This is a genomic window from Streptomyces cellostaticus, assembly GCF_001513965.1.
Classification (GTDB): domain Bacteria; phylum Actinomycetota; class Actinomycetes; order Streptomycetales; family Streptomycetaceae; genus Streptomyces; species Streptomyces cellostaticus.
Map to the genome: position 1 here is coordinate 286814 of NZ_KQ948017.1, position 16485 is coordinate 303298.

Sequence of the window (16485 nt, forward strand, 5' to 3'; positions counted from 1 at the left end):
GCTTACAGCCCGCACTCACGGCTCGACCAGTGGGTACTCCGACTCCCCCGATCCCCCTCACTTCACGGCCGGTGGCCGCTCGCGGGACGGCGACGGCCGGTGAACCCGGAGAGAATTCCTGGTCAATGAATCGTTGGGACGGCTGTTCGGGTGCGCACGGCTGCCTAGCATGAGGCCGTCCCGTCGGCAGACGCACCGCCACGGGGACAGCTGCGTACGTCGTTCCGGAAAGGCTCGCCATGCCGTTGCCCCGCCTCGGCACGCGGCCGGTCCGTCTCCGGTCGGCCGGAGTGCTGCTCTTCGTCCTGGCCCTCGCCACGGGCGCAACCCTGCTGGCGTTCTCCCTCGGCGGCGGCCACCGCACCCGGGCCGCAGGGCCCGTCACGGTCGAGGTGTCGCTGAGCCACTGCGGCCGGGGCTGGACACGGCCGACGCCCGGGGTGCAGACCTTCGACCTGCACAACGCCTCCGCCGGTGCCGCCGAGGTCTACCTCGAAGACCCGGGAAGCCAGGCGGTGTACGGCGAGGTGGAGGGCATCGGCCCGGGTACGACACGGCAGTTGACCGTCCGCCTGGGCGAGGGGACGTACGCCTTCAAGTGCGTGCCCGACGACGCCGACGCCGTCACCGGGCCCAGCGTGCGCGTCACGTCGGGGCGGCGCGGCCCGGGCGCGGCCCCCGTCACCGAGCACGACCTGATCCCGTCGGCGCTCGCCTACCAGAAGTGGGTCGGCGGCGGTCTTGACGAGGTGGTCCGGCTGACGGCGAAGCTGCGGCGGGCCGTCGACCGCGGCGACCTCGCCGGCGCCCGCGCGGCCTGGCTGCCGGCCCATCTGGAGTACGAGCGGCTGGGGGCGGCGTACGACGCCTTCGGGGACGCGGACGGGCAGGTCAACGGCACGGACGCGGGGCTGCCCGGCGGGGTCGGCGACCAGGGCTTCGCCGGCTTCCACCGCATCGAGTACGGGCTGTGGCACGGGCAGTCGGCCGACCGGCTGCACGCGCCGGCGGCGGCGCTGGTCAAGGCGGTGACCGCACTGCGGGACAGCTGGTCGCAGACCCGGATGGATCCGGCCCAGCTCGGTCTGCGCGCGCACGAGATCCTGGAGAACACCGTGCAGTTCGAGCTGACCGGCCGGACCGGCTACGGCAGCGGCAGCAACCTCGCCACCGCCCGCGCCAACCTCGACGGCACCCGGGAGGTGCTGTCCCTGCTGCGCCCCGTGCTCACGACCCGGTACGCCGACCTGCCCGGCCTCGACCAGGATCTGGACAGCGCACAGCACACGCTCGACGGCCTGCGTCACGGCGACCGCTGGACCGCGCTGCCCGCTCTGACCCGCGCTCAGCGGGAGCACGTCGACTCGGTCTTCGGTGACCTGGTGGAGCGGCTCGCGTCGGTGGCGACCCTGTGCGATCCCCGGAGGACGGCATGAGCGGCGAGAACCGGCCGGGCACCGTGGGCAGGCGCCGGTTCCTGCACGGTGCCGCGCTCGCGGGAGCCGGGCTCGCCACCGGTGCCGCCGCCCCCACCGCGGCCGTCGCCCCCGCGGCGGCCGTCGCCCCCTTCCACGGCCCCCACCAGGCGTCCGTGCTCGCGCCGCCGCGGCGGACCAGTGTGTTCGTCTCCCTGGACGTGACCGCGGAGCACCGCGCGGACCTGGCCGACCTGCTGCGCACCCTCACCGACCGGGCCCGTTTCCTGACCTCCGGCGGGACGCCGTCCCCCGTGGGCATCACCGGGCCGCCCGCGGACTCGGGCATCCTGGGCGACCGCCTGCCCTCCGGAGAACTGGCCGTGACCGTCGGTGTGGGTGCCTCGCTCTTCGACGACCGGTTCGGGCTGGCCGCCCGCGCACCCCGGCGGCTGACCGCCATGCCGGCCTTCCCGGACGACGACCTGCGCGCCGACTGGTGCCACGGCGACCTCAGTCTCCAACTGCACGCCGACGACCCGGACACCACCCTGCACGCGCTGCGCGACATCGCCCGGCACACCCGGGGCGGCCTGCAGGTCCGCTGGCGCCTGGACGGGTTCACCAGCCCGCCCCGGCCCTCCGGCACCCCGCGCAATCTGCTGGGGTTCAAGGACGGCACCGCCAATCCGGACGCGGCCGGTGCCCGCGAGATGAACCGCCTGGTGTGGGTGGGCAGGGGCATGGGCGAGCCGGACTGGGCGGTCGGCGGCAGCTACCAGGTCGTCCGGCTGATCCGCATGCTGGTGGAGTTCTGGGACCGGGTCTCGCTGAGCGAGCAGGAGCGCATGTTCGGCCGTGCCCGCTCCTCCGGCGCACCGCTGGACGGCGACCACGAGCACGACACGCCGAAGTACGCCGACGATCCCAAGGGCGACGTCATCCCGCTGGACGCCCACATCCGCCTCGCCAATCCCCGCGCGGCCGCCACCGCCGACCAGCGCATCCTGCGCCGCGCCTACAACTACGACCGCGGCATGGACGCCAACGGCAACCTCGACATGGGCCTGCTGTTCTGCTGCTACCAGCAGGACCTGGCCCGGCAGTTCGAGACCGTGCAGCGCCGGCTGGCGGGCGAGCCGCTCACCGACTACATCACCCCGTTCGGCGGCGGCTACTTCTTCGCCCTGCCCGGCGTAAGGGACGCCACGGACTGGTACGGACGGGCTCTGCTCGGCTGAACCTGTCCGGACAACTCTGCGGGCCGACAGGTCAATTCACCGTCAAGATTTGCCCCAGCATCCCTGACCCGGAGTTCACTCCCGCGCCATCATCACTCCGCCGGAGCGCCCCGCGACGGGCGCAGCATCCGTGCTCGTACGGCGCACAGACGTTCCCGCCCGGAGGGTGAACCACCATGGCCAGCAGAGGAAGACGAGCGGCGGTACGGAGCCTTGGGGCTCTCGCCGGAGCCGCGGCACTCACGGTGCTCGGCAGCAACGCGCCCGGCTGGGCGGCGGTGACCTCCGGGCATGCCTCGACCGCGACCCCCGTCAAGCACGTCGTCGTGCTCTTCGACGAGAACATCTCCTTCGACCACTACTTCGCCACCTACCCGAAGGCCGCCAACACGGACGGCACGAAGTTCACGGCGTCGAAGAACACCCCGAAGGACATCGACACCCTGGCCCACGCCGGGCTGCTGACGAAGAACCCCAACCAGTACACGCCCAAGCGGCTCTCCCCCGCCCAGGCGATGACCTGCGACCAGAACCACTCCTACGGCCCGGAGCAGTACGCCTACAACGGCGGCAAGGCCGACCAGTTCGTGCAGAACACCGAGGTCGACAAGTGCAGCGGCGGCCTGTTCGGTGAACCCGGCCTGGCGATGGACTACTACGACGGCAACACCGTCACCGCCCTGTGGAACTACGCCCAGCACTACTCCCTGAGCGACCGGTCCTTCAGCTCGGTCTACGGCCCCTCCACTCCCGGCGCCCTCAACCTGATCTCCGGTCAGACGCACGGCGTGGTGTCGGTCGACCCGGCCACCGGCAAGCGGACGGCGACCCCCGACCCGTACGCGGTCAAGTCGCCCGACGCGAAGGGCGTGGGCACGGTGGTCAACGACCCCGACCCGGCCTTCGACGACTGCTCCGGCAAGGACCACACCAGCACCAACGCGCTGGCGGCCCTGCAGGGCAGGAACATCGGTGACCTACTCAACACAAAGAAGGTGACCTGGGGCTGGTTCCAGGGCGGCTTCCGGCCCTCGACCGCGTGGAACGGGACATCCGGGGCGTACGCCAAGTGCGACACCACGCACGCCAACGTGGGCGGCGCGGCCGTCGCCGACTACAGCCCGCACCACAACCCGTTCTCGTACTACAAGTCGACGGCCAACCCGCATCACCTGCCGCCGAAGAGTGTCGCCGAGATCGGCCACAACGGGCCGGCCAACCACAACTACGACCTGACCGACTTCACCGCTGCCGTGAAGGCGGGCAAGCTCCCGGCCGTCAGCTTCGTGAAGGCCGGTGAGTACCAGGACGGCCACGCCGGCTACTCCGACCCGCTCGACGAACAGCACTTCCTCGTCCGGCAGATCAACGCGATCCAGAGCTCGCCGCAGTGGAGGTCGACAGCGATCGTCGTCGCCTACGACGACTCCGACGGCTGGTACGACCATGCCTACGTCGCCCCGCGCAACGGCTCGAAGGACACCTCGCTCGGCTCCAACGGCAAGGCCACCGACAGCCCGGCCTGCCAGAACGGCCCGAAGGCGTCCGGCGGCTACGCCGACCGCTGCGGCCCCGGCACCCGCCAGCCGCTGCTCGTGATCTCGCCCTACAGCAAGGTCGACAAGGTCGACCACACCCTGACCGACCAGGCGTCCCTCACCCGGTTCATCGAGGACAACTGGCACACCGGCCGGATCGGCGACCACTCCTTCGACGCGACGGCCGGCTCCCTGGCGGGCATGTTCGACTTCCGGCACCCGAACAACAAGCAGGTGCTGCTGAACTCGGACGGCTCGGTGAAGTCCGTCGGCCCCATCAAGCACGTCGCCGCAGTGGCCACGAGCATCACCCCCGGCCCGGCGATGCAGAACACCGCCGCCACCACCGGCACCTCCGGGTTCCCGACCCTCCCGGTCGGCCTCGGCGTGGGCGCCCTGCTGGCCGCCGGCGCCACGGGCACGTACCTCACGCTGCGCCGCAGGCAGCACTCCTGACACACACCGCTGCACGCGCGTACGCCCCCGGCCGGCATCCGGGGGCGTACGTCGTGTCCGCCCCCTTCTCTCGCTGAAAACGGCTGGCCCCGTGGGGTTCGCGATGCTGGGATGGCGTGATGGGACATGAGGCGTCACTCACCGTGGACCGCGGCCGCTACCAGGAAGCGGTGACTCCCTGGGAACAGGAGTCCTGGCGGAACGCGGCGCTGGACTGGGTGCACGGCCGGCTCGCCGCGCACGGTCTGCGGGCGGACGGTCCGTTGCAGGTGCGGCTGCGGCCGTGGTCCGTCCTGGTGCGGGTGCCCGTGGCGGGCCGGGAAGCCGTCTGGTTCAAGGGGAATCCGTCGGCCAGCGGCTTCGAGGGTGCGCTGACCGCCGCGCTGGCCCGCTGGGTGCCGGAGCATGTCCTGGAGCCGCTGGCGGTCGACGCCGACCGCGGCTGGTCGTTGCTGCCCGACGGGGGCGCGCTCTTCCGGACCGTGCTGGAGCGTGCGACCGTCGGGCCCGGCGCCTGGGAGCGCCTTCTGGGCCAGTACGCAAGCATGCAGTACGCCTTGGTCCCGCACACACGGGAGATCGAACGGCTGGGTGTCCCGAGCGCCCGGACCCCGAAGCTGCCGGAGGCCTTCGACAAGCTGCTCGCGGAGAACGCGGCACTGGGGCCGGACGAACGCGCGCGGCTCGCCGCACTCCGGCCCCGTCTCCTGGACTGGTGCACCGAACTCGCGGCCCTGGGCATCCCCGACTCCCTCGACCACTCGGATCTGCACGACGGCCAGCTGTTCAACCCGGAACCGGGCCGGTACACCTTCTTCGACTGGGGCGACGCCGCCGTCTCCCATCCGTTCTGCAGCCTGCGGGTCACCGCCCGCAGGGCCTGCGACCGGTACGGGCCCGACGTACTGCCGCGCCTGCGCGACGCCTATCTGGAGCCGTGGACGGGAGCCGGCCGTACGGCAGCGGAACTGCGGCGAGCGGTGCGGCTCGCCTGGCGGCTGAGCGCCCTGGGGCGTGCCCGCGCCTGGGGCCGCCTGTTTCCGACCGCGCCCGAAACCCCTCTCCTGGCCGCGGAGAGCGCCCACTCGCTGCTGGAACTCTTCGAGGACCCTCCGTTCTAGGCGACACGCCGCCGCACTCGCCGTACCGCCCTCGCGCGGCGGACACGTGACCGCATGACCCGGTTCTCCGCGTCCCCGGCCACGCCGGTCGGACGCCGTGCCGTGCTGTGGGCCGTGGCGGGTGCCGCGCTCGGTGCTGCGGCGGGGTGCTCCGGTGCTGCGGCCTCCCGTGCGCGGCCGGCTCCGTGGTCCTCGGGCACCGCCTCACCGTGGCCGTCCCCCGCCCTCCCCCGCACCACTGCGTGGCGCCCGACCTCTGCCGAGGTCGACCCGGAGGTCAAGCTGCGTGCCGTACGGCTCGTGGAGGCGATCGGCGCCTGGCCGTACGGGCACGGCGGCCGGGCCGCGGCCAGGTCGCGCGTCGCGGCGCTGGGGCTGGGGCTGCCGAGGGATCTCGTCGACCAGGCCGGGCCGCTGCTCCCGGCGGCCGACCAGGCGGCGCTGCAGGTCGTCGACGCCCAGTACGGCGGGATCCTGGCCCGTTCGGCCAGTGTGCCGGTGGTGTGCCGGCAGTGGACGCGGCACAGCGCCACCGTGCGCGCGGGCGGTACGACGGTCGACGTGCGGCTCTTCCGCTCGGCGCGCGGCTGGAGCGTCGACGCCCTGCATCCGGCGCGTCCGGGACCGGCCGCCGCCTCGCCCGCCCCGGACGTCCGGGCGGTCCTGTCCGACGACCGGATCACCCTGCCTCCCGCGGCGGCCGCCGACCTGCGCAGCGGGCAGGTGCACAGCAGCGTGACGAAGGCGATGCTCGCGCTCTCGGGGACGTACCGGCTGGGGGTGAGCGTCGTCCGCTCCGGGCATCCGCTGGACGTCTTCGGCACCAGCCGGCCCAGCGACCATCCGCGCGGCCGGGCCTTCGACGTGTGGCAGATCGACGGCCACACCGTGGTCCTGCCGACGACCCCGCGCAGCCTGATCGAGCGGTTCATGCGGGATGCCGCGGCCGCCGGGTCCTACAACGTCGGCGGTCCCGTGCTGCTGACGGGCGGCAGCCCCGGCCAGTTCTTCAGCGATGCCACCCACCACGACCACGTGCACATCGGCTTCCGCAGCTGACAGGCCGGTGCGGCACCGCTCACTCACCACTCGCATGGCACAACGTCCGTTGCCGGCCTGGCGTGCCCTCGTCCGCGTGTCCCGCCGGGCTCCGCCCCTCCCGGTGCCGTCGCCCCCATGCCCTGGTGCGGTTGCGCCGGGCGGAGCAGTATCGGGAGCCTGGACGCGGCACGGACCGGGGGCGGATCCGGGAGGAGCAGTGACCCCAGCCCACGGCGATCCACCCCCGCACGGCCATGGCCTGGCCCGCCGGGTCTTCCTGACCCTGTGCGCCGGCGCGGGCCTGGGCGCGGCCTGCGCCTGTACGCCCGGGCCGCACCGTGTGCACCTGCGCCCCTTCGGCGGAGACGACGGGCGGCTGCGTCCGGAGGCCGAACGGGACGCGCCGGGCACCGCCGACTGGCGCATCCGCTCGGCGGGCCCGCCGGACGCGGTGACCGGCTACACCGACCGGGTGAGCGTGCGGCCGGGCGAGGAGTGCGGCCTGCATGTGTCGACCACCGCGGCCTCGTTCCGGGTCTCGGCGTTCCGCGTCGGCTGGTACGGCGGTCGGCAGGCCCACCGCATATGGACATCGCCCCGCATACCCGGCCGCACCCAGCCGCCCCCACGGCTGCTGTCCGGCACCCGCACCGTGCGCGCCGACTGGCCCACCACACTGACCCTGGACACCGACGGATGGCCGGAGGGCGCGTATCTGCTGCGTCTCGAGTCGGACACCGGCCATCAGCGGTACGTCCCGCTGATCGTCCGCTCCGCCGAGGGCGCGGGCCGCACGGTCCTGCTGCACGCCCCGGCCACCTGGCAGGCCTACAACCGCTGGGGCGGCTACAGCCTCTACGCGGGCTCCTCGGGCGCCTACGCCACCCGGTCGCTCGCGGTCAGCTTCGACCGCCCCTACGACGGCGACGGCGCGGAGAAGTTCCTGGTCTACGAACGGGCGCTGGTGGTGCTGGCCGAACGCCTGGGCATCCCGCTCGCCTACACCACCGGCGTCGACGTCCACCGGGACCCCTCGGTGCTGTACGGAGCGCACACCGTCGTCTGTCTGGGACACGACGAGTACTGGACGCCCGAGCAGCGGGCACACGTCACCCGGGCCCGGGACACCGGCGCGAACCTCGCCTTCCTCGGCGCGAACACCTGTTTCCGCCGGGTCCGGCTCGAGGACGGGCAGGGGGCGGGCGAGCGCACGGTGGTCTGCTACAAGACGTCCTACCGCGCGGACCCGTACTACGCGTCCGACCCGGAGCTGGTGACCACCGAGTACCGCAGCCCGCCCGCCGCCGATCCGGAGTCGTCCCTCACCGGCGTGCTCTACGAGGGCTATCCGGTCGACGCCCCCTACGTCGTCCACGCCGCCGACCACTGGCTGTACGACGGCACCGGCGTACGCCCCGGCGACGGCTTCGCGCATCTCGTCGGCGTCGAGTACGACCGGGTCACACCGGCCACCCTCACCCCCGGCCCGCTGGAGATCACCGCGCACTCCCCCGTGGTGTGCGCCGGCCGCCCCAGTCACAGCGACTCCGCGTACTACGTCGCACCCGGTGGCGCGGGCGTCTTCGCGACCGGCACCATGCGCTGGGTGGAGGCGCTGCTGGCCGGCACGGGCAAACTCGGCCGCGACCACGGCATGGACGCCCGTACGCGTGCGTTCGTCACCCGCACCACGGAGAACCTGCTGCGCACCTTCGCGCGGGGCCCGGCGGCCCGCCACGGTCCACCGCCCCGTACGAACGTGCAGGAGGTCTACGGCGGCACGGTGTGACCGCGGCGGCCGGGCCCCGGCGTCACGGTGTGGCGGTCGGTGCCTGGTGCCCCGTGGCACGGAGCAGGTCCCTGCGGGCGTTGTTGTAGATCCGCAGGAGGTGCTTGGCCACGGCACAGAGCGCGGCATCGGCATGGCACTGGCGGCACGTCCGTACGTGCTGCTCGTAGGTGAAACGGGCGTTTTCCAACGCATCGTCGAGAGAAGACATGGGCATCTCCGGGCTGAGCACATCCTTGGGACGTGCCGAGTTGACTGACTGGTATACCCGGAAGGTGATCATGTTACTTGCGGTACTGGGAAACCGGCGTCGGTCACCGCTGAGCGGTGGAGTTCGCCCCGTCCAGCGCCTCCCGGACGATGTCCGCGTGCCCGGCGTGCTGGGCCGTCTCCCGGATCAGGTGCAGGAGGATGCGGCGGGCGGACCAGTGCACGGTCTCCGGCGGGGACCACGGAGTCCTGGGCAGCGGCACGCTCCGGTCCAGGCCGGGCAGGGCGGCGACGGCCTCCTCGGTCGCGCGGGCCCCGGCCGCGTACTCCTCCAGCAGCCCCGCGAGCGTGTCGCCGTCCGTCATCCGGTACTGCTCCAGGTCGAGCATGCCGTCCGGCAGCTCTCCGTCACCCTTCAGCATGATCTGCGCCCACACCCGCTCGCCGCGGGCCAGGTGCTTGACGATCCCGCCGAGCGTCAGCTCGCTGACCGTGGTGCGCTGTGCGGCCTGGGCGTCGGTGATGCCGCGGACGGGGATCAGCAGCAACTCCCGCTGCTCGGCGAGCGCGTGCAGCAGTTCGCCGCGCTCGCCGGACAGGCGGGACCCTCGGTTCTCCGGTGAAGTGACCATGACCCGAAGGTAGACCGCCACTAGGCCAGATCCCGTCCTAAAGGGTCAGTGGCCTCCTGAGGGCTGGTCGCAGCCCGTGTGGTCGGGATAGCCGCCGAAGGCGTCCGCCTTGGTCTGCGCGCTGTCCATCTCCCCCTCCAGGCACACCGGGTAGTCGTCGACCTCGACGAGGAAGCCGACGCCGGCCGAGCCGTTCTGGTACGTCTGCACCTGCCCGGCGGGGTACCCGAGGCCGGTGAGGGCCTTGCGGGCGCTCTCGGCCGTGAAGTCCCCTCGCCTGCGCAGCGGTTCGAGTGCCTCCCGGACGCGCCCGATGGCCGCGAGCCCTTGGCAACGGCGCTTGCCGTGCAGCGGGAAGGGCACCATGAAGCCGTGGTTCTCGGCGTAGTGGTCGGTGGGCGGTGCCGTGGGGCTCGGGGTGTGCGTCGACGGCCGCGGCGTGGGGGTGGGGCTCTCGCCGGGGCAGGCGAAGTCGGCCGGTCGGCTCGGCGTCGCCACCGCACTCCGCGAGGCGCCGCCCGCACCGGCGCCGTCCCCCGGGTGCTGCGCTCCGCACCCGGCCGCCAGCACTGCCAGCAGCGCCACCGGCAGCGGCGCGAGCCGGCGCGCCCTCATCCTGATCACTGTCATGCCCCGATCATGACCGACTCGGCCGGCCGTCGGCATGAGTCTTCGTACTCAGAAGAACCGTCCCCGTGGAGGAGGTCATCCCATGCCCGCGGTCGGGGAGGCGGCGGACGTACGCGACTGGCGCGGCCCGGCTCCGAGGTCGTGGATCTGGCCGGGCACACCTGGTACCCGGACTGGTCGACTCGCACAGCCATCCGGTGTGAGGGCTGGACATGGCCACGGGCACGGACCTGTCGGCCGTGAGGGACCTGGCCGGGCTGCGCGCGGCGCTCGCCCGGGCCGAGCGGGTGGCAGGCCTGGTGGTCGGCTACGGGCCTGGACCACAACGTCTTCGAGGGCCTGCCCGTCCACCACGACCTCGTGGCCGGCGTACTGGACGGCACGCCCCGCCTTCCTGCGCCTGTACGACGGCCATTCGGCGCTCGCCAACGGCGCGGCGCCGGCTGCCGCCGGGGTGGCCGGGCCCCGCTCCTTCGCCCAGCGCGCGCAGGTGGTGTGCGACGCCGATGGGCGGCCCACGGGTCACCTGATGGAGCATGCCGCAATGGACCTGGTGACCGGCTTCGCACCCCGACCGTCGTACGCCGAACGGCGCCCGCGGCTGCTGGAGCTGCTGTCCGCGATGGCCGCCACCGGGCTCACCGGCGCCCATACGGGAGACGGTGCTCCCTGTGCGACTGCGATGCGCGTCCCGAGTGCCCGGCACTGGCTGGTCGGCGGGTTCAAGTTCTTCATGGACGGCACCGTCGAGGGCGGCACGGCCTGGCTGGAGCGCCCCGACTGTCACGGCCGGGGCACGGACGCGTTCTGGCCGGGGCCCCGCAGGCGTACACCACCGCCGTACGCACCGTGCACACGGCCGGCGTGCGCACGGCCACGCGCGCGATCGGGGACGCGGCCGTGCGCCACGTCCTGGACACCGTCGCCTCGCTCGGGCCCAGCGGTCGCGGGGCCCACCGGACAGGGCACTTCGAGACCGTCCCGAACGAACTCCTGTCCCTCTTCGCGGAGTTCGGCGTCACGGCCTCGCTGCACCCGGGGTGACGGCACCGACGAGTCGTCCCGCCGCCTGGGCTCCGAGCGGGTCGCCCGCGCCTGGCGGCTGCGGGACCTGCGCAAGGCCAGGGCGACGCTCGCCCTCGGCTCGGGCCGGCCCATCGCGCACTACGACGTGCGTGCCGTGCCGACGACGGCCCGCCGCCCGAAGGACGCCGCGGCACGGCGGCCGGGGCTCACGGCGTTGCAGGCGCTGGAGGGCTCCACCAGCCACGCGGCTGCGGCAGCCGGCGAAACGGGCGTCGCCGGCCGCATCGCACCCGGCCACCGTGCCGACCTGACCGCCTTGTCCGTCGATCCGGTGCACGCAGCCTGCGACGAACTGACGGATGCGCCGGTCGTGTTGAGGGTGACCGGGGGCCACGTGGTGCATCAGGCGTCCTGACGGAGCACCTCGTCAGCGGTGTGTCAGCGCCCCGTCAGCCCCTCCTGGCACTCTCATCCATGTGAACGGCACGGGAAACCGGAAGCCGGGAACAGGGAGAGGTGCCCGGAGTGGCTTATCGGGGACCAGCGAGCACGCCTCAAGGTCGGGCCCCACACGGCCCACGCAGGTTCAAATCCTGCCCTCTCCGCTCGGTACGCAACCGGCCGAACCCCGCGCGGGCGCGCAAAGGGCGGAAAGTACACCCGCTTCTCGCGGATCCTGATTGCGCGGTGCGCGGCCGATCGGAGCGGTCGCTTCCCCGCGTCGGTTAGACGTACTTTCCGCCACTTCCATGGAAGCACTACACCGACGCAACCGCGAGGGCCGGGCGGGACTTCCGAGGTGGGCGGGCGGGCTGCACCACACCTCGATGCGACGGCCCATGACCCCGGTGGCCGGGACGTCGCGCTCCGTCACTCACGGTGCGAGCCCTGCCCCGTGCCAGGACGCCCGACGCTCCGGCCCGGAATCAACGCGTCGTCCACACGGTCGACTTCGCAGACCGCCTCACGTGCGCTGAGGCACGACCGCCACCGGGCAGTGGGCATGGTGCAGCAGCGCGTGCGCCACACGGCCCAGCGGGAGTCCGGCGTGGCCCGGCCGGCGCCGGGCCCCGATGACGACGAGATCGGCGGCGGCGGAGCGGTCCACGAGCACCTTCCGGGGCGGGCCCTTCACCGTGGCCGGGCGCACGCGGACCTCGGGATGGCCGGCCGCCTGGTCCCTCAGCAGGGCGTCGAGCGCGGCACCGGCCTGCTTCTCGTGCCCTTCGGCGGCGTCGCCGCCCAGCCGGAGGAGGTCGGCAGAGCCGTGCGCCGACCAGGCGCGGACGGCGTCGAGGACACAGCCGCGGGTACCGGCCTCCGCGAAGGCGAACCGGACGGCTTCACCGGCGGCGTCCGGCTCACCGGCACCGAGCAGGATTCGCTCGTGGGTACCGGACAGCCCCGCCGGGTCACCGCGCACGACGATCACCGGACAGTGGGCCCGTGCGGCCACGGCAGGCCCGACCGACCCGAGCAGCCGTCCCCTCAGCCCGCCCCGGCCGCGCGCGCCCGTCACCACGGCGAAGGCGGTGTCACCGGCGCGCACCAGGGCTTCCGCGGCCTCCTCAGGGAGGATGTCGGTGGCCGTCCTCACCTCGGGGTGGCGCAGCCGGGCCCGTTCCGCCGCCGAGATGACGATCTGCTCGGCCATCACCTGCTCGGAGGGTGCCGGGCCGCCCGACGGGAGGATGCCTTCGTAACGCTCCCAGAGGGAGGCGTACACCAGCCGTAGCGGCAGGCCGCGGCGGGCCGCCTCGTCGACCGCCCAGTCGAGCGCCGTCAGGCTGGAACCGGATCCGTCGACGCCCACGACCAGGGGCAGCTCCGTCATCGGGCTCACCTCCTTTCGCCGGCTGTCGCTTCGTGCCGCCAGGGAACACAAGCCCACCGTCGCACGCACCCGGGCTCGGCGGCATGTCAGTGGCCCGTCAGCCTCTCCTGCCACTCTCATACAGGTGAACGGCACGGGAAACCGGAAGCCGGGAACAGGGAGAGGTGCCCGGAGTGGCTTATCGGGGACCAGCGAGCACGCCTCAAGGTCGGGCCCCACAAGGCCCACGCAGGTTCAAATCCTGCCCTCTCCGCAGGTGAGGGGCCGTCCGTCGATCGTCGGCAACTCGTTCGACGCCGGTCGTCGGCACACGGCAGACTGTGCGGGTGATCGACTTCCGCACGGTCGGCCAGGACCCCGCTCCGGACTGCTACGGCCGTCTGCGCGTCCGGACCGCCGGTCTCTCCCCGGCCCGCTGGCTCAGCGAACCGACCCCGGGCGCCTTCGGGACGGTGGCCGGCGTCGCCGCACCCGGCTTCGAGGCCTACGCCAGGATCCTGCACCCGGCGGCCCTGGACGAGCTGCCGGTGCGCTGGTCGACGGTGGCCGCCGCCCACGGGAGCCGGCTCACGCCGGACGCGCAGTGGCACGAGGTTGTCGGGCTGGACCGCGACTACGTCAACGCCTCCGAGTACGGACTGCCCGGCGTGTGGGACGAGCACCCGGCGGAGGGTCCGACTCCGCCCGCCGTCGCCCGGGCCCTCCTCCCCCTGCTGGCCCGGCACACCCGGACCCCCGAGCGCTGCTGGTTCGGTCTGTGGAACGGGTACGGGCGCTGGGACTTCGACCGGTTCCCCTCTTTCGCGACGCCCGGCAGGGACGAGGTGCTGCTCTCCGGGACGCTGACGGATGCCGTCTCGCCGGTGTCCCTCGACGAGTTCGCCGAGCTGCCCGACCTGTGGTGGCCCGAGGACCGTGCCTGGTGCCTGGGCGGTGACGTGGACCTGGTCAGCACCTACGTCGGCGGATCCCCGGCGCTCATCGCCGAGTTGCTCTCCGCTCCGGAGCTGGAGGCACACCCCGTGGCGGCGGGAGACACGGTCGGCTGAGCGCGCGAGGGGCCGATCGTCGTCTACGGCGTGACGACCTTGCCTGCGAAGGTCACCACGAGGTGGCCGTCCGAGGCGAAGGACCAGCCCAGGGCGCCGGAGTAGGAGGAGCACCGCGAGCCGTTGGTGCCGGACCAGAACTGGTTGGAGCTGTCGGCGTCACCGACGGTCTTGTCGTTCGACCCGCTGACGGAGAACCGGCACGAGGTGTTGGTCCGGAACACCGAAGTCCCGGTGTCGAAGGCGAAGTTGCGCTCCGTGTTGTCGATGCTCGCGTTGTTCGAGATCGTCATCTTGCCGGGGTTGCTGTTGTAGGTGAACCCGTGGTGGCCGTTGCGGTAGGCGATGTCGTGCCGGACGACGTGGTTGACCGCGAGGGCGTCGCCGCCGAGCTTGTAGCCGTTGCGGTCGCCGTTCTTGTTCTGGGTGCCGTCGCTCAGGGTGCCGTTGTTGTAGGAGAGGGAGTACTCGATGGTCACCGGGCCGATGGCACCCGTGTCGGTCTTGGTGTAGAGGTCCCAGCCGTCGTCGATGTTGTTGTGGGAGACGTCGTACCGGAAGACGTTCCCGGTGCCGGTGGTGAGCTTCGCGGCGAAACCGTCGGCGTTCTCGCCGCCGGAGTCCTCGTTGTCGTGCGACTCGGAGCTCAGGATCAGGTTGTTGGACGGCCACTGACTGCTCGGGGTACTGGAGGAGATCCGGCCGAGTTGCAGCCCCGTGTCCCGGTTGTAGGCCGTCACCGTGCGCTCGATGACATTGTTGCTGCCGCCGACGTAGATCCCGTTGTCACCGGCGTGTTCCACGGTGATGCCGTAGATGCGCCAGTACGAGGCGTTCAGCTGGATGCCGCGGTTCGACGAACTCTCGCTCTGGGCGGCGAAGTTCAGCACCGGGGTCTCGCCCGGGTAGGCGGACAGCGTGGTGCGGGCACTGGAGCTGCCGTTGCTGCCCGCCGGGATGGTGACGGTGTTCGCGTAGGCGTAGGTGCCGCCGCGCAGGTAGATCGTGCCTCCGGCGGCGATACGGCTGATCGCCGAGGTGAGCGTCGTCGGGTTCGACTGGGTGCCGGACGCGCTGTCGGTGCCGTTCGGGGAGACGTACAGGACGGTGGCCGCGGCGGCGGTGCCGGAAGCGGCCTGCGCCGTGGTGCCGGACAGGGCGAGCGTGCCGGCGATCAGGCTGGCGCATGCGATGGCTGCTCTGAGGTGCATCGGCTGTCTCCAGGGTGTCGGTTCGGCTGGGCGGGTGCGTGCCGCGTTCCGTGGACCGGAAGCCGTGGTGCGACGGTGCCGTGGGTTCGCGTGCATGAACACGACTGCCCGACGGACAGCGCACCACGGCTACGGAAAGCGCTTTCTCCGACCGTAAGGAGGTGCCATGAGCGCGTCAATAGCCTTGTACTTGATCAGAATTCAGTTACCTGAACTTGAACCAGCACACGGCCCGCGCGGGACTTACTCGCCGGGTGCGAGGGTGCGCGCCAGCACGCGTGCCGCTTCGGCGATCAGCGCGTCGTCCACGGGGGCGTCCTTGGCCGGCCTGGTGGACAGCACGGCCAGCAGGACCGGGGTGTTCCGGGTCGTCCAGGCGACGCCGATGTCGTGGGCGGTCGCGTAGTCGCCGGTACCCGTCTTGTCGGCGAGGACCCAGCCCTGCGGCAGCCCGGCGCCGAAGCGTCGGGTGCTGGTGGTGTTGCCCTTCAGCCAGGTGACGAGCTGCGCACGGTCGGTGTCCTCCAGCGCCCGCCCCAGCGTCAGCCGCTCGAAGCTGCGGCCGATGGCCTCTGCGGTCGTGGTGTCGCGCACGTCGCCGGGGACGGCGGTGTTCAGGTCGGTCTCCCACCGGTCGAGCCGGCTCACCGGGTCGCCGAGGGACCGGAAGAACCGGGTGAGGCCCTCCGGCCCGCCGATCTGGCGCAGCAGGAGGTTGCCGGCCGCGTTGTCGCTGTACTGGATCGCGGCCGCGCACAGGTCGCCCACCGACATGCCGGTGGCGAGGTGCTCCTCGGTCTTCTGCGAGTTCGCCAGGATGTCCCTCGGCGGGGTAGTGGATGACCTTGTCCAGCGGTGCGCAGTCACCGCAGTCACGCAGAACGGCCGCGGCCGCGAACGCCTTGAAGGTCGAGCACATCGCGAATCGCTCCCCCGCGCGGTACGCCACGGTCCGACCGCTGCGCACGTTCCGGGCGTACACGCCAAGACGCGCGTCGTAGCGCTGTTCCAGATCGCTCAACTCGGTGTGCGGGTCCGCCGCTTCGGGGCCCTGGGCCGCCGACGCGGCCGGCGCCGCCGTGACGGGGGCGATGGCGGCGGCGGTGGTGAGGGCGAGACCGGCCTTGAACAGGCGGCGGCGCGGCAGCGGTGTGGCACTGGTCATGTGCGGAGTTCTCCCTGGTCGTCCGTCGTCGGCTTGGTGGATCTTCGACGGGGACAGCGAAACAGCAGGACTCCACTCATGTCCAAGAGTGAACTTTGAAGGCGCCATAACTTATTGATATGACTTC

At 72.4% G+C, this 16485-nt stretch carries 14 protein-coding genes and 3 pseudogenes; 10 read left to right on the plus strand and 7 right to left on the minus strand.

Annotated elements, in window-relative coordinates; all coding sequences use genetic code 11:
* Window positions 1–239 precede the first annotated feature (239 nt).
* The 6 genes from AQI88_RS08430 to AQI88_RS08455 all read left to right on the plus strand — a co-directional run bounded on the left by AQI88_RS08430 (window position 240) and on the right by AQI88_RS08455 (window position 8601).
* A complete protein-coding gene (locus tag AQI88_RS08430; RefSeq protein ID WP_066994394.1) occupies window positions 240–1436 on the plus strand; it encodes an EfeM/EfeO family lipoprotein in 1197 nt (398 codons plus the stop codon).
* The gene (gene efeB, locus AQI88_RS08435; protein ID WP_066994396.1) at window positions 1433–2656 is read left to right on the plus strand and encodes an iron uptake transporter deferrochelatase/peroxidase subunit; all 1224 of its coding nucleotides are present in this window, start codon (window positions 1433–1435) and stop codon (window positions 2654–2656) included. Before AQI88_RS08430 ends, efeB begins: the two co-directional genes overlap by 4 nt.
* Before the next feature lie 176 nt (window positions 2657–2832).
* Complete coding sequence (locus AQI88_RS08440) at window positions 2833–4650, plus strand: phospholipase C (RefSeq protein WP_066994399.1); 1818 nt, start codon at window positions 2833–2835, stop codon at window positions 4648–4650.
* Between the two features lie 119 nt (window positions 4651–4769).
* Complete coding sequence (locus AQI88_RS08445) at window positions 4770–5771, plus strand: phosphotransferase (protein WP_066994402.1); 1002 nt, start codon at window positions 4770–4772, stop codon at window positions 5769–5771.
* A gap of 54 nt (window positions 5772–5825) precedes the next feature.
* Complete coding sequence (locus tag AQI88_RS08450) at window positions 5826–6830, plus strand: hypothetical protein (protein ID WP_066994405.1); 1005 nt, start codon at window positions 5826–5828, stop codon at window positions 6828–6830.
* Window positions 6831–7029: 199 nt separating this feature from the next.
* A complete protein-coding gene (locus AQI88_RS08455) occupies window positions 7030–8601 on the plus strand; it encodes a N,N-dimethylformamidase beta subunit family domain-containing protein (protein ID WP_244184085.1) in 1572 nt (523 codons plus the stop codon).
* Window positions 8602–8623: 22 nt separating this feature from the next.
* Here AQI88_RS08455 and AQI88_RS08460 read toward each other — a convergent pair whose 3' ends face one another.
* The 3 genes from AQI88_RS08460 to AQI88_RS47545 form a co-directional block, all read right to left on the minus strand.
* On the minus strand, window positions 8624–8812 hold the full coding sequence (locus AQI88_RS08460; RefSeq protein WP_066995023.1) for a hypothetical protein: 189 nt from the start codon (window positions 8810–8812) through the stop codon (window positions 8624–8626).
* A gap of 103 nt (window positions 8813–8915) precedes the next feature.
* Window positions 8916–9443 (minus strand): DinB family protein, encoded by a 528-nt coding sequence (locus AQI88_RS08465; RefSeq protein WP_066995025.1) that lies wholly within the window; start codon window positions 9441–9443, stop codon window positions 8916–8918.
* A gap of 45 nt (window positions 9444–9488) precedes the next feature.
* Window positions 9489–10073 carry a hypothetical protein gene (locus AQI88_RS47545; RefSeq protein ID WP_244184086.1) on the minus strand — a complete coding sequence of 195 codons (585 nt, stop codon included), beginning with the start codon at window positions 10071–10073 and terminating at the stop codon, window positions 9489–9491.
* 529 nt (window positions 10074–10602) lie between these two features.
* Between AQI88_RS47545 and AQI88_RS47005 the strand changes: the two genes are divergently transcribed.
* Together AQI88_RS47005 and AQI88_RS45845 are read left to right on the plus strand one after the other, a co-directional pair.
* Window positions 10603–11514, plus strand: coding sequence for an amidohydrolase family protein (locus AQI88_RS47005; RefSeq protein ID WP_244184087.1), 912 nt, complete (start codon window positions 10603–10605; stop codon window positions 11512–11514).
* 95 nt (window positions 11515–11609) lie between these two features.
* Window positions 11610–11704 (plus strand): annotated as a pseudogene (locus AQI88_RS45845).
* Window positions 11705–12063: 359 nt separating this feature from the next.
* Here the strand turns inward: AQI88_RS45845 and AQI88_RS08480 are convergent.
* Window positions 12064–12933, minus strand: a complete 870-nt coding sequence (locus AQI88_RS08480) for a universal stress protein (protein WP_066994410.1) — start codon at window positions 12931–12933, stop codon at window positions 12064–12066.
* A gap of 158 nt (window positions 12934–13091) precedes the next feature.
* On the opposite strand from AQI88_RS08480, the pseudogene AQI88_RS45850 reads away from it, so the two are divergent.
* Window positions 13092–13186 (plus strand): annotated as a pseudogene (locus AQI88_RS45850).
* Between the two features lie 73 nt (window positions 13187–13259).
* A complete protein-coding gene (locus tag AQI88_RS08485) occupies window positions 13260–13982 on the plus strand; it encodes a hypothetical protein (protein WP_244184088.1) in 723 nt (240 codons plus the stop codon).
* A 23-nt stretch (window positions 13983–14005) separates the two neighbouring features.
* Here the strand turns inward: AQI88_RS08485 and AQI88_RS08490 are convergent, their stop codons facing one another.
* The 3 genes and pseudogenes from AQI88_RS08490 to AQI88_RS48765 all read right to left on the minus strand — a co-directional run.
* Window positions 14006–15193: a right-handed parallel beta-helix repeat-containing protein gene (locus AQI88_RS08490; protein WP_066994416.1), complete on the minus strand. Its 1188-nt coding sequence runs from the start codon at window positions 15191–15193 to the stop codon at window positions 14006–14008.
* A gap of 243 nt (window positions 15194–15436) precedes the next feature.
* Window positions 15437–16060, minus strand: coding sequence for a class A beta-lactamase (gene bla / locus AQI88_RS08495; RefSeq protein ID WP_317932735.1), 624 nt, complete (start codon window positions 16058–16060; stop codon window positions 15437–15439).
* Between the two features lie 64 nt (window positions 16061–16124).
* Window positions 16125–16466: pseudogene (locus tag AQI88_RS48765) on the minus strand (hypothetical protein); the annotation flags it as partial.
* Window positions 16467–16485: the final 19 nt, after the last annotated feature.

What these genes read in the sequence shown, in the direction of transcription:
- AQI88_RS08430 (WP_066994394.1), top strand. Translation starts at nt 240, where the DNA reads ATGCCGTTGCCCCGCCTCGGCACGCGGCCGGTCCGTCTCCGGTCGGCC.
- efeB (WP_066994396.1), top strand. Translation starts at nt 1,433, where the DNA reads ATGAGCGGCGAGAACCGGCCGGGCACCGTGGGCAGGCGCCGGTTCCTG.
- AQI88_RS08440 (WP_066994399.1), top strand. Translation starts at nt 2,833, where the DNA reads ATGGCCAGCAGAGGAAGACGAGCGGCGGTACGGAGCCTTGGGGCTCTC.
- AQI88_RS08445 (WP_066994402.1), top strand. Translation starts at nt 4,770, where the DNA reads ATGGGACATGAGGCGTCACTCACCGTGGACCGCGGCCGCTACCAGGAA.
- AQI88_RS08450 (WP_066994405.1), top strand. Translation starts at nt 5,826, where the DNA reads ATGACCCGGTTCTCCGCGTCCCCGGCCACGCCGGTCGGACGCCGTGCC.
- AQI88_RS08460 (WP_066995023.1), bottom strand. Translation starts at nt 8,812, where the DNA reads ATGTCTTCTCTCGACGATGCGTTGGAAAACGCCCGTTTCACCTACGAG.
- AQI88_RS08465 (WP_066995025.1), bottom strand. Translation starts at nt 9,443, where the DNA reads ATGGTCACTTCACCGGAGAACCGAGGGTCCCGCCTGTCCGGCGAGCGC.
- AQI88_RS47545 (WP_244184086.1), bottom strand. Translation starts at nt 10,073, where the DNA reads ATGACAGTGATCAGGATGAGGGCGCGCCGGCTCGCGCCGCTGCCGGTG.
- AQI88_RS47005 (WP_244184087.1), top strand. Translation starts at nt 10,603, where the DNA reads ATGGAGCATGCCGCAATGGACCTGGTGACCGGCTTCGCACCCCGACCG.
- AQI88_RS08480 (WP_066994410.1), bottom strand. Translation starts at nt 12,933, where the DNA reads ATGACGGAGCTGCCCCTGGTCGTGGGCGTCGACGGATCCGGTTCCAGC.
- AQI88_RS08490 (WP_066994416.1), bottom strand. Translation starts at nt 15,193, where the DNA reads ATGCACCTCAGAGCAGCCATCGCATGCGCCAGCCTGATCGCCGGCACG.